The organism is Faecalibacillus intestinalis (assembly GCF_003024685.1).
GTDB classification, from domain to species: Bacteria; Bacillota_I; Bacilli_A; order Erysipelotrichales; family Coprobacillaceae; genus Faecalibacillus; species Faecalibacillus intestinalis.
This window is the reverse complement of the sequence record NZ_PYLQ01000018.1, coordinates 15,102-28,424: the sequence shown is the minus strand read 5'-3', so window position 1 is coordinate 28,424 and position 13,323 is coordinate 15,102. Positions and strand designations below refer to the sequence as shown.

The following is a 13,323-nucleotide window of genomic DNA, read 5'->3' as shown; positions in this document are numbered from 1 at the left end:
TCTTTTTTTGTATAGATATGTAATAAAAAAACATCCGTATGATAAACAAATCTTAATTGTATAACTTTAAGCAAAAAAATCGAAAAATAAATCATATTTTTACTGTTTTTATTTTGCTTGTGAAAAAAATTATGGTAAGATAATGTCAATCAATAAGGCAATTTATGGGGAATCTTATTGGTGGAAAGGATGATAAAATGTCATATAAATTTAAAATTACTAGAGGAAATGCAATTCTTAACTTTTCAGAAGAATACTGTCAATCACGTTGTGAGTTGATTGAAAGCGAATCTTTTGCGCGTGTACTTAAAGGGTATGTACACGATATCAAAAGAAAGAAAACAACAGCTTATGAATACTTGAGAGAAGTTCAAAAAGAAAGTATTGATATTGTTGATGATTTAAGAACGGTTTTTAGATTATTACTCGTTATGGATCCTAAGGAATTAGCTTCAATTTATCCTAAATTTGCTCCATATTTTAGAGATATGGATGAATTTACACAAGTAATTGAAGATATCTATTTATTCTGGCGTCGTTTACAACGTTATAGTGTGGTTTATAACGAAGAATCAAGAGGGGGATATCAAAACGTTCAATTCGCTGATGCACAAGCTAACTTTGAAGCGCTTGTTTTATCAGTATATCGATCAATTAAAAATAAATGTATTGGACAAAGTGAAAATGTTTTACGTCAAATCACTGCAGGTGTCAATGCAGGGTTACGTGTTTCAAATATGCGTTCATTTTTACCATATGAATATCGTTGTTTAGACAATATTCCATTTATTGAATCAGTTATTATTCATCCACCTTTTATTACATATTCAAAACGTAATAAAAGAGATGGGGTTTTCCCTGAAACAAAGAAAAACCCAATTGAAGATTTAAAATTTGATCAAGATCAATGGTTCTGTTATCCTGCAAAAGTAGGAGATCTATTATGTTTTGTTTATTTCAATGTCGCTTATATGGCACAAGGTGTTACTTTATGTAACTTATTCCAATTAGCAACTGAAGAAGAATATCGTAATAGAAAACCAGATATGATTTATGTTTATGGATATGAAGATGGTAAAAAACATCAATATTTCTATCAAGATGATGAAAATGATATGATGGTTGCTTTACTTTCAGCAAACGATGAATTTGATTATTTCGGTTACATGAAGAAAATGATGCTTACATTACACAATGTAAGAAAAATCAATAAAAAACAACTTCCAGTCCATGGGGCAATGGTTCAAATCACTTTACAAAGTGGAGAAACAAAAAATATCGTTGTTATGGGTGATAGTGGAGCTGGTAAGTCTGAAACAATCGAACAAATTAAAGTTTATGGAGCAGCTTATATCAGAGATTTAATCACTGTTTATGATGACATGGGGTTATTATCATTAGACGAAAAAGGAACTGTTAAAACATCAGGTACAGAAATTGGGGCTTTCGTAAGACTTGATGATTTAGATGCAGGTTATAGTTTTAAAGAATTAGATAGGTCTGTTTTCATGAATCCTGATAAAGTCAATGCTCGTATCGTTATTCCAATTACAGAATATAAAGATGTAGTTGCTAAGCATGATGTTGATATGTTCTTATATGCAAACAATTATGAAGAAAATGGAGATTCATTAAGTTTCTTTGATAATGTTGATGATGCTCTTAAAGTCTTTAGAGCTGGTAATCGTATGGCTAAAGGAACAACAACTGAATATGGTTTAGTAGGAAGCTACTTTGCAAATCCATTTGGACCTGTACAAAGACAAGATCAATGTGAACCATTATTACAAGATTATTTCCAACGTATGTTTGATCAAGGAGTTAAGGTTGGACAATTACGTACTCGTTTAGGAATTAAAGGTAATGAACATAATGGTCCTAAAGAAGCAGCTACTGAAATCTTAAAATATATTACAGGTGAAAAAGAATTAAAAATGTTAGAAGATGATGAATAATCATCTTCTTTTTTTATATTTTATACTATGGAAAAGAAAAAACGTTGGTTAATTAATTTTTTATATTATGGAATTATTTTTAGTATAGGATGTTTGATAGTTTATATTTTATTAAAAAAATGTCTGATTGTCGTTTTAAGTTATTTATCCGCTATTTTATTAAAACCTTTTATTGACTTGATATTAGAAAAATTGCATATAAAAAATAAAGTTTTTTCAATAATTATGACAATCATCATTTTTATTCTTTTGTATTCTTGTTTCTTTCTCTTTGTTTTCTTTTCATGTCTTTTTTTTATTAAAACACTTTCTTTTCTACCGAGCTTTATAGAAACGGTTTATCAAGAACTTCTTAGCCATCAATATCTCATTTCTTTTTTTACGCAATTTTATCAACAAATTCAAACTCTCATTCAAAATATTCTTTCAACAAGTATTCATTATGTATTATCGCTTGCGATGAATATGGTTCATTTTATTGCTTGTCTGTTTATTCATTTCTTTCTAACAATGCTTTTTTTATTTCATCAACCACTTATTCAAAGAAAAAAAGAAAGTCTTTATACGACCCTTATATCTTCTTTTACAGAGACGTTTATTATCATTATAAAAACATATAGTATTTTATTTGTTATCACATTTATAGGGCTTTTTTTAGGCTTTCAAGTGATAGGAATCAAACAAGCATTGAATCTTTCTTTTTTTATTGCCTTCTTTGACTTTTTTCCAGTATTAGGAATTGAGATGATTATGTTTCCTTGGATCATTACTCTTGCTTTATTAAATCAAATATCTCTATCATTAAAACTATTAATTCTTTATGGGATCATTGCTCTGATAAGGAATATTTTAGAACCACATCTTTTATCTAAAAAAATCAAAATACCAGCTCTCTATATGTTTGTTGCTATGTATCTGTTTATGAAATTGATGGGTATTTGGGGGGTTATGGTTGCACCTTTTGTTTTGTTAGTTTTAAATAATTTTAGACAAAAAAATAATTTTCAAGAGATTTACAAAATAATTAAAAAAAGTCTTTGAAATTTATATATGTTTTGTTATAATAGTCGTGCAACAATGTCTAGGATATGCGAATACTCAACGTATAGCTTGGATATTGCCAAGAAATTAACATATGGAGGATAAAAGAAATGTTAACAAAACAAGAAAAACAAGCTATCATGAAAGAATATGCTACTAAAGAAGGAGATACTGGTTCTCCAGAAGTACAAATCGCTGTATTAACTGCAGATATCAACAAATTAAATGGTCACTTCAAACAACATCCAAAAGATAAACACTCAAATAGAGGTTTATTAAAGAAAATTGGTAGAAGAAGAGATTTATTAAAATACTTAAAAAATAAAGATATCGAAAGATATGCTTCTTTAGTACAAAGATTAGGATTAAGAAGATAGTTAAAAAAGCGCCTAAGCGCTTTTTTTGTTAAAAGAATAAAAGGATAAAAAAACTCTATGAAATAGGAATCATAGAGTTTTCTTTTTATTCAACTGTAACTGATTTAGCTAGGTTACGTGGTTTATCAACATCACAACCTTTAAGACCAGCTGCATAGTAAGCAATCAGTTGTAAAGGTACAGCAACTAAAACAGATTGTAAGATTGGATCAACGTCAGGTAAGATATATGTTTCTTTAACATTTCCTACTTCTTGTCCATCGATTGTAAATAAGATAACATTAGCACCACGAGCAATTGTTTCTTGAATGTTAGAAATTGTTTTAGCAGCAATATTTGGTTGTGTTGCTACAGCAATCACTAAACTTCCTTGTTCAATTAATGCAATTGGACCATGTTTTAACTCACCTGCAATATAGGCATCAGCATGGACATATGAAACTTCTTTTAATTTTAAAGCTCCTTCTAAAACAGTAGCATAATCTAAACTCCTACCAATATAATAAGTATCTTTTAAATCTTTTAAATAAGATGCATAATGTTCAAATGTTTTTTCATCTTTTAAGATGTTTTCAATATGTTGAGGTAATGAAGCAATACCTTCAATAATACGTTTATAATCTTCATTTTCATTTCCTAAAGCTTGAGAAATATACATACCAAGTAATAATAAGACAATTAATTGTGTTGTATAAGCTTTTGTTGAAGCAACAGCAATTTCAGGACCAGCACATGTATAAATTGTATGATCAGCTTCACGAGAAATGGATGATCCTAAAACGTTTGCAACTGCAATTGTTGTACAGCCTTTTTCTTTAGCTAAACGTAAAGCAGCCATTGTATCAGCTGTTTCTCCTGATTGAGAAACAAAGACACACATTGTTTTTTCATCAACGATAGGATCACAATATCTAAATTCACTGGCAACTTGAGTAAAAGTAGGGATTCCTGTTAATCTTTCTAAAATATTTGCTCCTGAAAGACAAGCGTGATAAGCAGTTCCACAAGCAACAAAGTAAGCTTTGTTGAAAGTTTTGAATTTATCATGAATGGCATCAAGTTCAGGTAAAATGATACGATCTGTTCCTTCAACACGTCCTCTTAAAGTTTCAGCAATAGCATATGGTTGTTCATGAATTTCTTTTAACATGAATGTATCATATCCACCTTTTTGAGCAGCTTCATTATCATAAGGAATAGTAGTGATTTCTTTTTCGATAGGATTTCCGTATTGATCAAAGAAAGAAACATTTCCTTTATTTAAAATAGCGATTTCATAATCTTCTAAGAAATAAACATCTTTTGTATAATCTAAAATAGCTGGAATATCACTGGCAGCGACAGAAGCATCAGCTGTTTTTCCAATAACTAATGGACTGTCTTTTTTAGCGATAAAGACTTTATCAGGCTCAATTGTTGAAACAATACATAAAGCATAGCTTCCTTCAATTCTTGTAATAACTCTTTCTAATGCTTTTTGTAAATTTTTTTCTTTTTTATAGTAATAATCCATCATATGAACAACAACTTCACTATCTGTTTCAGAATGAAATTGATATCCTTGTAAAATTAAGATTTCTTTAAGTTCTCTATAATTTTCAATAATTCCATTATGAACTAAAGAAATAGTCTCATCATTATTAGTATGAGGATGAGAGTTTAAATTTGATGGGATTCCATGAGTAGCCCATCTAGTATGACCAATCCCAACATGACCTAAAACATTTTCATCTTTTAATAAATCTTTTAAATTTTGAAGACGGCCTTTAGCTTTTTTTGTAAATAAATGGTTTCCTTCAATTGTTGTAATACCCGCTGAATCATATCCACGGTATTCTAGTTTTTCTAGCCCTTGAAGTAAGAATGGTAGGGCTTCTTTGTTTGCACTAATGGCAGTAATTCCACACATAAAAAATCCTCCTTTATATATTTATATGTGTGGTTATAAAAAAGAGGATACCAGATGAATTTGTTTTACAATCACTTGTAGTTTTTGTTCATCGTTTAGGTAGTATCATACCTCTAGACCATCCGCCGAATTTTTCGATAAGTCTAGTCCTCGTCAACTGCAATGCAGTCCTGGCGCTCTATTTTCAAATCTCATTTTATAACCGCATCTATTATATAGAGTACTTATTTATAAATCAACTACAAATTTTTTAAAAAAAGAAGAAAAAATGATTTTTTTTGGCGATATAATAATGGAGGTATTTTTATGGAAAATAAAAAAAGTGAGATGTCTGTAGAATATAATATGGACGAAATGAAAAAATCATTAAAAAATTTGAAAGAAACAGAATGCTATGATGTAGAAAAGTATACCTATTCTTTATTGCATCAAACAAGACAATTAGAGTATTTTTATTGTCAATTAGTTGAAGAAGAGAATCCAGAACCTGATCAAACTTATTATCATGTTTCTCGTCGACCTATGGTTCACCAAATGGCCTATTTTAACATTGGTAGAGGATTCCCTAAAGAATTGATGGATGGGCATTGGTGCTACGTTTTAAAAGATTTTGGGTCGAAAATGCTCGTTATTCCCTGTACATCTATTAAAGAAGATTCGCCAGAAGCAACTGAATATGAATTAGATATTCGTGCAAAAATAAGAAAATATCCAATAAGGAGTCGTATGCAGTTGAGTGATATGCGTGTTGTTGATCTTCAAAGATTAGATATTAGAAAAAGATTTTGCAATGTAATTACGGATAAAAAAGAAATAGAAAATCACATAAAACATATTATTTTTGATGAAGATGATGAATATTAAAAGGTCTCACGAGGAGACCTTTCTTTTATCTTATAAATTTAACAATCTCTTAGTATCTCTAGCGATAACTAATTCTTCGTTTGTTGGAATAACGTAAACTTTAACTTTACTATTTGGCGTAGAAATTAAACGATCACCTTTACCATTAACGTTTGCATCATCATCAATTTCAATACCTAAAGCTTCAGCTAATAAATTACAAATTTCTTTTCTTGCAAAGAATGAGTTTTCTCCAATACCTGCTGTAAAGCAAATAGCATCAACTCCACCTAAAGCAATGAAGTAACGACCGATATAAGCAATAACTCTTCTAAAGAAAATATCTAAGGCAAGTTGCGCTCTTTCATTACCGTTGGCAGCAGCTTCTTGTACATCTCTAAAGTCACTTGATACACCAGAAACACCAAGTAATCCAGATTCTTTATTAAGCATCTTGATGACTTCTTTCATATCTAAACCAACTTCTTCGATTAAATAATCGATAACTGAAGGATCAACATCTCCAGAACGTGTTCCCATCATAATACCAGCAAGAGGTGTAAATCCCATAGATGTATTGATTGATTTACCATCTTTAACAGCAGTTAAAGAACCACCAGCTCCAAGGTGAGCAACGATAATACGTGAGTGTTTAGGGTTTCCCATCATTTCACGACAACGAGATGAAACATAGAAATGGCTTGTTCCATGAGCACCGTATTTACGTACTTTGTTTTCTACATAATATTTGTAAGGAATTGGATAAATATAACTTTTTGGTTCTAATGTTTGATGGAAAGCTGTATCAAATACAGCAACAGCTCCAGCATTAGGAATTGCTTCTTTAAAAGCATAATATCCAGTTAAGTGAGCAGGGTTGTGTAAAGGTGCTAATGATTTTAATTCATCAATTTTAGCAACTACATCATCATCAATGATTACTGATTGATCAAAATAAGCTCCACCTTGAACTACACGATGACCTACACCTTTGATTTCGTCTAAATCTTTAACAATTTCTTTTTTGATTAAAGTGTCTAATAAAAGTTGAACAGCAACTTTATGGTTTTCGATTGGTAAAGTTGTGACATCTTTTTCTCCATTATACTTAATAGTAAAAATAGAATCTTCTAAACCAATTCTTTCAATAACACCAGAAGTAATAACAGTTTCATCATCCATTTCAAATAATTGGAATTTTAAAGATGAACTTCCAGCGTTTACGGAAATAATTTTTGACATAACATTCAAGTCCTCCTTATTAATACTTTTCCATTATAACACCGACAAGGAAGAAAAAACTATAAAAAGATTGAAAAAAAGAAGAGATTGATTTATAGTAAGACTTGCCAGGGGCGCAAAATGCTGAGAAAGGTTAAAACCTTGTCCCTTATAATCTGAACTAGGTAATGCTAGCGTAGAGAGTGCAAAATAGTTTATTTGCCTTTTTGCGTATGTAAAAAGGTTTTTATTTTGCCTCATTTAAAGGAGGATGACTATGGAAGTTAAATTAACTACGAAGAATATGGCTTATATGGCAATGTTTGCGGCAATGCAAGTTGTTTTAGAATATTGCACAAAATTTTATGAGATGCCAAAAGGTGGTAACTGTGCTTTTTCGCTTGTTGCAATTATTTTATGTGGCTATTTGATGAATTGGGGTTACAGTTTGATTGTTTCACTTGTTTGTTTAGGTCTACATTTTGCTTTAGGACTTGCAACATTTTATGGTCCTTTATCGGTAATCTTTGATTATTTATTACCAATGGTTTTAATTGGACTTACACCACTTATTCCTTTATTAAAGGTGGGTAAGTATGAACTACCTGTTGGAATTATCGTAATGGGTGTTTTAAAAACGATTTGTCATTTGATTTCAGGATGGTATGCTTTCCAAACACCATTACAAGCAAACTTAACTTATAACTTACCTTATAATATTGCAACAATCATTGCTTGCTTTATTTTGTTTGTGATTTTATATCCAAGGCTTAAAAAAGCAGTTCATTTATAAGACTCGTTTCGAGTCTTTTTTTCTTTGAAAGAAAGATGAATTTGTGTATAATGTAAATGTTAATAAGGAGTCGTTTGGTGTGGAAGATATTGTAGGAAAGAAAATCTTAATACATGGATATAAACATAATGGTAAAATACATAGATGTTGGTCAAAGGGACTTGTTTTGCAAGAAACGGATGATCATTACATTGTTATTAATAATCGGACATTGGTGACAGAATCAGATGGCAGAATGTGGCATACACGTGAACCTGCTATTTGGTATATGCCCAAACATAAATGGTACAATGTCATTTGTATGATTAGAAAAACTGGAGTGTATTATTATAGTAATATTGCTTCACCAACTTTATATGATGGAGAGGCTTTAAAATATATTGATTATGATTTAGATTTAAAAGTATTTCCAGATGGAAACTATCGTATTTTAGATCAAGAAGAATATCGTCAACATGCTCGTGAAATGGGCTATAGTGATGAATTAGACAAAATTTTAAAGAAACAACTAGATGTTTTGATTGATTTAGCAGTAAAAAAGGGAGGACCATTTGATCAGAATTTTACTAAGAAATGGTATAGTTTTTATCAAGATTTAAAAGAGGGTTATTATGGAAAAAGTGATTACTATAAATAATAGAGATGAAACATTAGCTTTTGGTGAATATTTAGGAAAATTACTAAAACCGCATATGTTATTGACACTTAATGGTGATTTGGGTGCAGGCAAAACAACCTTTACTAAAGGAATAGGAAAGGGTTTAGGAATTAAAAGAATTATTAATTCACCAACTTTTACAATTTTAAAACAATATCAAGGAAATTATCAATTATCTCATTTTGATGCTTATCGTTTAGAAGGACAAAGTGAAGATTTAGGCTTTGAAGAAATTTTTGATAGTGACGATATTTGTGTGGTTGAGTGGCCAGAATTTTTAGAAAATATTTTACCTCAAGAACGTTTAGCAATGACGATAAAAAGAATCGATGATGATCGTAGAGAATTTATTTTAAAACCAATTGGTAAAAAATACGAAGAACTTGTAAAGGAGATTGAATATGAAAACAATTGTCATGGATAGTGCTAATAAGTATTTAGTAGTAGCTTTATATGAAAATCAAAAATGTTTAGCTTCTTTACAAGAAGAAGGAAATCGAAAGCAATCTGAGTATGCAATCGTTTATTTACAAAAGTTATTACAAGAAAATTATTTAAAAATGAGCGATTTTGATGAAATGGTCATTACTATTGGACCGGGTTCTTATACCGGTGTACGTGTTGCTTTAACGATTGCGAAAACATTAAATGCAACGATGAATATTAAGGTAAAAACTGTTTCTTCTTTAAAGGCGATGGCAGGAATGAAAAAAGCTATTTCTATTTTAGATGCAAGAAGCCATAAATTATTTCTAGGAATTTACAATGAAGGAAAAGTTATTGTTGATGATTGTTTAATAAATATTGATGAATTTGAAAATTATCAAAAACAATATAGTGATTATGAAATTGTTGGTGATACACATTTAGTAGGAATACCTGAAAAAGAAGTGGATCTTGCCGATCATATTTATACACTTTCTACTTTAGAAAAAGAAATAGAAAATGTTGATGGTCTTGTTCCAAGATATATTAAGGAAGTTGAGGCTAAAAAAATATGTCAATAAGAGAAATGAAAGTTGATGATTTAAAAAGAATTGTAGAATTAGAAAAAGATCTTTTTTTATCACCATGGAATGAAGAAGATTTTATACATGAATTAAAAGAGAATCCTATGGCGGGTTATTATATTCTTGAAAAAGAAAATCAAATTATTGGATACATAGGATTATGGTTTTTAGGTGATCAATGTCAAATTACAACAATTGCGACAGATCGACATTTTCAAGGACAAGGGTATGCAAGCCAACTGATGGAATACGCTCTTGAAAAAAGTGAAGAATTACATTATCAAAATGTTAATTTAGAAGTACGTGTTTCAAATGTAAAAGCAATTGCTTTATATCAAAAATTTGGGTTTAAAAATGTTGCTGTTAGAAAAAGATACTATAGCAATGGTGAAGATGCGTATTTAATGATCAAGGAATTGGAGGGATAGAGATGTCATTATTACTAGCAATTGAATCGAGTTGTGATGAAATGGCGATGGCTGTCTTAAAGGATCAAAGAGAATTTTTGAGTAGTGTCGTGGCAAGTCAAATCGACATACATGCAATGTATGGTGGTGTTGTCCCTGAAATTGCCAGCCGTAAGCATGTTGAATGTGTATCTGTTGTTTTAAAAGAAACGTTAAAACAAGCAAATATAAAAATGGAAGATCTTGATGCTATTTGTGTAACAAAAGGTCCAGGACTTGTTGGCTCTTTACATATTGGTTTACAAGTTGCTAAAACACTTTCTTTGGCTTATGATAAACCATTAATTGGGGTTCACCATATTGCAGGGCATATTTATGCAAATAATTATGAAAAAGATATTGTTTATCCAGCACTATGTCTTGTAGTCAGTGGTGGGCATACAGAGCTTGTCTTGATGAAACATCCTTATTCTTTTGAAGTGATTGGTGAAACTTTAGATGATGCTGTTGGAGAAGCATATGATAAAGTGGGAAGAGTTTTAAATTTACCTTATCCTGGAGGGCCTGTTTTAGATAAGATGGCACATTTAGGAAAGGCAAGTTATGCTTTACCTAAACCATTAGATGATGATAGTTATAATTTTAGTTTTAGTGGGTTAAAATCAGCGGTTATTAATTTAGCACATAATCATAAACAAAAAGGATTAGAAATCAATCAAAATGATTTAGCAACGTCTTTTCAAAATGTTGTTGTTGATGTTTTGGTCGATAAAACGATTCGAGCGGCTAAAGAATATGGTGTTAAAGAAATTATGTTAGCTGGTGGGGTTTCTGCTAATAGGGGTTTAAGAGAAAAGATGAAAGAGCAAGTTGACATGTTAGAAGACGTACAATTGTCTCTTCCACCAATGAAATGTTGTACAGATAATGCAATGATGATTGCTTTAGCAGGAAAAGTTATGTATGATAATAATAAGTTTAGTGATTTATCGCTTGGCATTAAACCACATCTTGATTTAGAATTAGAATCAATAGGAGGGGATTAGTGTGGAGAAAAAAATATCAAAAGCGACAATGTCCCGTTTTCCTGTTTATTTAAAAGCGCTTAGAAAAATGCAACATGAAGGAAAAGAAACATGTTTATCGAGTGAATTGTTTGAAATTACAGGAATACAAGATACAACAATTAGGCGTGATTTTACATATTTATCAAAAACGGATAATTTTGGTAGACGTGGAAGAGGCTATGATGTTAAACATCTTATAGATGGTTTAAGTGAAGTTTTAGGTTTAGGATTAGATGAACCTATTATTTTAATTGGGGTTGGTAATTTAGGAAGTGCCATTTTAAAATATAATCGTTGGCAATATACAGTAGGTAAGATTGTTTGTGGTTATGATATGGATAAAAATAAAGAAGGGGAAAGATTTGGTGTGAAAATTTGTCATATTGACAAGTTGGAAGAAACTTTTCCAAGTGATTGTAAAATTGCTATTTTGGCGATTTCAGAAAATGTTCAAGAAACAGTGGATCGTTTAATGAAATTAGGCATTAAAGGAATTGTAGATTTTACGCATAGTCATTTTATGGTTCAAGAAGGCGTTGAAGTCCAAACAGTAGATGTTGTGGTAGCTATTCAAGAATTAGTAATTAAAATGAAATCAAATGATCAAGAATAGGGAGAGAAAAATGTTTGAATTTATTACAGTAAGAGAATTATATGAATTATATATCAATGATAGAAATCAATTAGATGGTATTGAATATGTTGAATTACAAGGATGGATCCGTACAAATAGAAATAGTGGGAAAGTCGGATTTTTAGCTTTAAATGATGGAACATATTTTAAAAATGTACAAGTTGTTTATTTAGATGAAATTATTGATAATTATGAAGAAGCTTCTCATATTTCTACAGGAAGTGCTGTTAAAGTAACTGGTAAATTAAAATTAACACCAGATGGAAAACAACCTTTTGAAATTGAAGCAACACATTTAGTGGTTGAAGGAACTTGTGATGAAGATTTCCCATTACAAAAGAAAAGACATTCTTTTGAATACATGAGAGAAATTCCTCACTTAAGACCAAGAGCAAATACTTTTTATGCAATCTTTAGATTAAGATCTGTTTTATCGATGGCTATTCATGAATTCTTCCAAAACCAAGGATTCGTTTATGTCCATACACCAATCATTACTTCAAATGATGGTGAAGGTGCTGGAGAAATGTTTAGAGCAACAACAATCGATAATACTGAATTTGATAAAGATTTCTTTGGAAAAGAAGCTTATCTTACAGTTACAGGACAATTACATGTTGAAGCTTTTGCTTTAACATATCGTGATGTTTATACATTTGGACCTGCCTTTAGAGCGGAAAATTCAAATACTTCAAGACATGCTAGTGAATTCTGGATGATTGAACCTGAAATTGCTTTTGCTGACTTAGAAGATGATATGGATTTAATTGAAGATATGGTTAAATACTGTATTGATTATGTCTTAGATAATGCACCAGAAGAAATGAAATTCTTTGAAAGCATGATTGATAAAGAATGTATCAAACGTATCAAAGCAGTTAGAGATAGTGATTTTAAACGTATGACTTATACAGAAGCAATCGATTATTTATTAAAAGCAGATGTTAAATTTGAAAATAAAGTAGAATGGGGTATGGATTTAAACTCAGAACACGAACGTTATATCTGTGAAAAAATTGTTGGTGGACCAGTATTTTTAACAGATTACCCTAAAGAAATCAAAGCATTTTATATGCGTTTAAATGATGATGGTAAAACAGTAGCTGCTTGTGATTTACTTGTTCCAGGAATTGGTGAACTTGTTGGTGGATCACAACGTGAAGAAAGATATGATGTCTTAGAAAAAATTATGGATGAAAAAGGAATGGCCAAAGAAGGATTACAATGGTACATGGATCTACGTCGTTTTGGTGGATGTAAACATGCTGGATTTGGTTTAGGATTCGATCGTTTCTTAATGTATTTAACAGGTATGCAAAATATTAGAGATGTTGAACCATTCCCAAGAACTCCAAGAAATTTAAAATTCTAAAAGCCTATTCGTTAGGCTTTTTTTTGTGTATAATAT

The 13,323-nt window shown here is 30.5% G+C and carries 14 protein-coding genes and 1 riboswitch; of the genes, 12 read left to right on the top strand and 2 right to left on the bottom strand.

The features are described from left to right. Positions 1–197 precede the first annotated feature (197 nt). From C7U54_RS11100 to rpsO, 3 genes are all read left to right on the top strand, one after another. On the top strand, positions 198–1,955 hold the full coding sequence (locus C7U54_RS11100) for a phosphoenolpyruvate carboxykinase (protein ID WP_107030345.1): 1,758 nt from the start codon (positions 198–200) through the stop codon (positions 1,953–1,955). Between the two features lie 27 nt (positions 1,956–1,982). Then, entirely contained in the window at positions 1,983–2,996 is a 1,014-nt protein-coding gene (locus tag C7U54_RS11095) for an AI-2E family transporter (RefSeq protein ID WP_107030328.1), read from the top strand. Between the two features lie 110 nt (positions 2,997–3,106). Then, complete coding sequence (gene rpsO, locus C7U54_RS11090) at positions 3,107–3,373, top strand: 30S ribosomal protein S15 (RefSeq protein WP_022000911.1); 267 nt, start codon at positions 3,107–3,109, stop codon at positions 3,371–3,373. Between the two features lie 85 nt (positions 3,374–3,458). Here rpsO and glmS read toward each other — a convergent pair whose 3' ends face one another. After that, the gene (gene glmS / locus C7U54_RS11085) at positions 3,459–5,282 is read right to left on the bottom strand and encodes a glutamine--fructose-6-phosphate transaminase (isomerizing) (protein WP_022000910.1); all 1,824 of its coding nucleotides are present in this window, start codon (positions 5,280–5,282) and stop codon (positions 3,459–3,461) included. A 306-nt stretch (positions 5,283–5,588) separates the two neighbouring features. Here glmS and C7U54_RS11080 point away from each other — a divergent pair, with 306 nt between their 5' ends. Continuing rightward, positions 5,589–6,146 carry a hypothetical protein gene (locus C7U54_RS11080; RefSeq protein ID WP_227351855.1) on the top strand — a complete coding sequence of 186 codons (558 nt, stop codon included), beginning with the start codon at positions 5,589–5,591 and terminating at the stop codon, positions 6,144–6,146. Between the two features lie 30 nt (positions 6,147–6,176). Here C7U54_RS11080 and C7U54_RS11075 read toward each other — a convergent pair whose 3' ends face one another. Then, on the bottom strand, positions 6,177–7,367 hold the full coding sequence (locus C7U54_RS11075) for an acetate/propionate family kinase (RefSeq protein ID WP_022000908.1): 1,191 nt from the start codon (positions 7,365–7,367) through the stop codon (positions 6,177–6,179). 99 nt (positions 7,368–7,466) lie between these two features. Continuing rightward, positions 7,467–7,567, top strand: a riboswitch (TPP riboswitch). Positions 7,568–7,623: 56 nt separating this feature from the next. Between C7U54_RS11075 and C7U54_RS11070 the strand changes: the two genes are divergently transcribed. The 8 genes from C7U54_RS11070 (at position 7,624) to asnS (ending at position 13,287) form a co-directional block, all read left to right on the top strand. Further along, the gene (locus tag C7U54_RS11070; RefSeq protein ID WP_022000907.1) at positions 7,624–8,139 is read left to right on the top strand and encodes an energy-coupled thiamine transporter ThiT; all 516 of its coding nucleotides are present in this window, start codon (positions 7,624–7,626) and stop codon (positions 8,137–8,139) included. Between the two features lie 79 nt (positions 8,140–8,218). Beyond that, on the top strand, positions 8,219–8,776 hold the full coding sequence (locus C7U54_RS11065; RefSeq protein WP_022000906.1) for a DUF402 domain-containing protein: 558 nt from the start codon (positions 8,219–8,221) through the stop codon (positions 8,774–8,776). Next, on the top strand, positions 8,751–9,221 hold the full coding sequence (gene tsaE / locus C7U54_RS11060; protein WP_107030326.1) for a tRNA (adenosine(37)-N6)-threonylcarbamoyltransferase complex ATPase subunit type 1 TsaE: 471 nt from the start codon (positions 8,751–8,753) through the stop codon (positions 9,219–9,221). Before C7U54_RS11065 ends, tsaE begins: the two co-directional genes overlap by 26 nt. After that, positions 9,199–9,804, top strand: coding sequence for a tRNA (adenosine(37)-N6)-threonylcarbamoyltransferase complex dimerization subunit type 1 TsaB (gene tsaB, locus C7U54_RS11055; protein WP_022000904.1), 606 nt, complete (start codon positions 9,199–9,201; stop codon positions 9,802–9,804). Before tsaE ends, tsaB begins: the two co-directional genes overlap by 23 nt. Beyond that, entirely contained in the window at positions 9,795–10,235 is a 441-nt protein-coding gene (gene rimI / locus C7U54_RS11050; protein ID WP_032090311.1) for a ribosomal protein S18-alanine N-acetyltransferase, read from the top strand. Before tsaB ends, rimI begins: the two co-directional genes overlap by 10 nt. A gap of 2 nt (positions 10,236–10,237) precedes the next feature. Further along, on the top strand, positions 10,238–11,260 hold the full coding sequence (gene tsaD / locus C7U54_RS11045) for a tRNA (adenosine(37)-N6)-threonylcarbamoyltransferase complex transferase subunit TsaD (RefSeq protein ID WP_107030325.1): 1,023 nt from the start codon (positions 10,238–10,240) through the stop codon (positions 11,258–11,260). Position 11,261: 1 nt separating this feature from the next. Beyond that, positions 11,262–11,894 carry a redox-sensing transcriptional repressor Rex gene (locus tag C7U54_RS11040; protein ID WP_022000901.1) on the top strand — a complete coding sequence of 211 codons (633 nt, stop codon included), beginning with the start codon at positions 11,262–11,264 and terminating at the stop codon, positions 11,892–11,894. Positions 11,895–11,904: 10 nt separating this feature from the next. Beyond that, positions 11,905–13,287 (top strand): asparagine--tRNA ligase, encoded by a 1,383-nt coding sequence (gene asnS / locus C7U54_RS11035; RefSeq protein WP_022000900.1) that lies wholly within the window; start codon positions 11,905–11,907, stop codon positions 13,285–13,287. The last annotated feature ends 36 nt before the right edge of the window (positions 13,288–13,323 follow it).

Excerpts from the sequence above, each read along its gene's own strand:
- C7U54_RS11100 (WP_107030345.1), top strand. The coding sequence starts at position 198 with ATGTCATATAAATTTAAAATTACTAGAGGAAATGCAATTCTTAACTTT.
- C7U54_RS11095 (WP_107030328.1), top strand. The coding sequence starts at position 1,983 with ATGGAAAAGAAAAAACGTTGGTTAATTAATTTTTTATATTATGGAATT.
- rpsO (WP_022000911.1), top strand. The coding sequence starts at position 3,107 with ATGTTAACAAAACAAGAAAAACAAGCTATCATGAAAGAATATGCTACT.
- glmS (WP_022000910.1), bottom strand. The coding sequence starts at position 5,282 with ATGTGTGGAATTACTGCCATTAGTGCAAACAAAGAAGCCCTACCATTC.
- C7U54_RS11080 (WP_227351855.1), top strand. The coding sequence starts at position 5,589 with ATGGAAAATAAAAAAAGTGAGATGTCTGTAGAATATAATATGGACGAA.
- C7U54_RS11075 (WP_022000908.1), bottom strand. The coding sequence starts at position 7,367 with ATGTCAAAAATTATTTCCGTAAACGCTGGAAGTTCATCTTTAAAATTC.
- C7U54_RS11070 (WP_022000907.1), top strand. The coding sequence starts at position 7,624 with ATGGAAGTTAAATTAACTACGAAGAATATGGCTTATATGGCAATGTTT.
- tsaE (WP_107030326.1), top strand. The coding sequence starts at position 8,751 with ATGGAAAAAGTGATTACTATAAATAATAGAGATGAAACATTAGCTTTT.
- tsaB (WP_022000904.1), top strand. The coding sequence starts at position 9,199 with ATGAAAACAATTGTCATGGATAGTGCTAATAAGTATTTAGTAGTAGCT.
- rimI (WP_032090311.1), top strand. The coding sequence starts at position 9,795 with ATGTCAATAAGAGAAATGAAAGTTGATGATTTAAAAAGAATTGTAGAA.
- tsaD (WP_107030325.1), top strand. The coding sequence starts at position 10,238 with ATGTCATTATTACTAGCAATTGAATCGAGTTGTGATGAAATGGCGATG.
- asnS (WP_022000900.1), top strand. The coding sequence starts at position 11,905 with ATGTTTGAATTTATTACAGTAAGAGAATTATATGAATTATATATCAAT.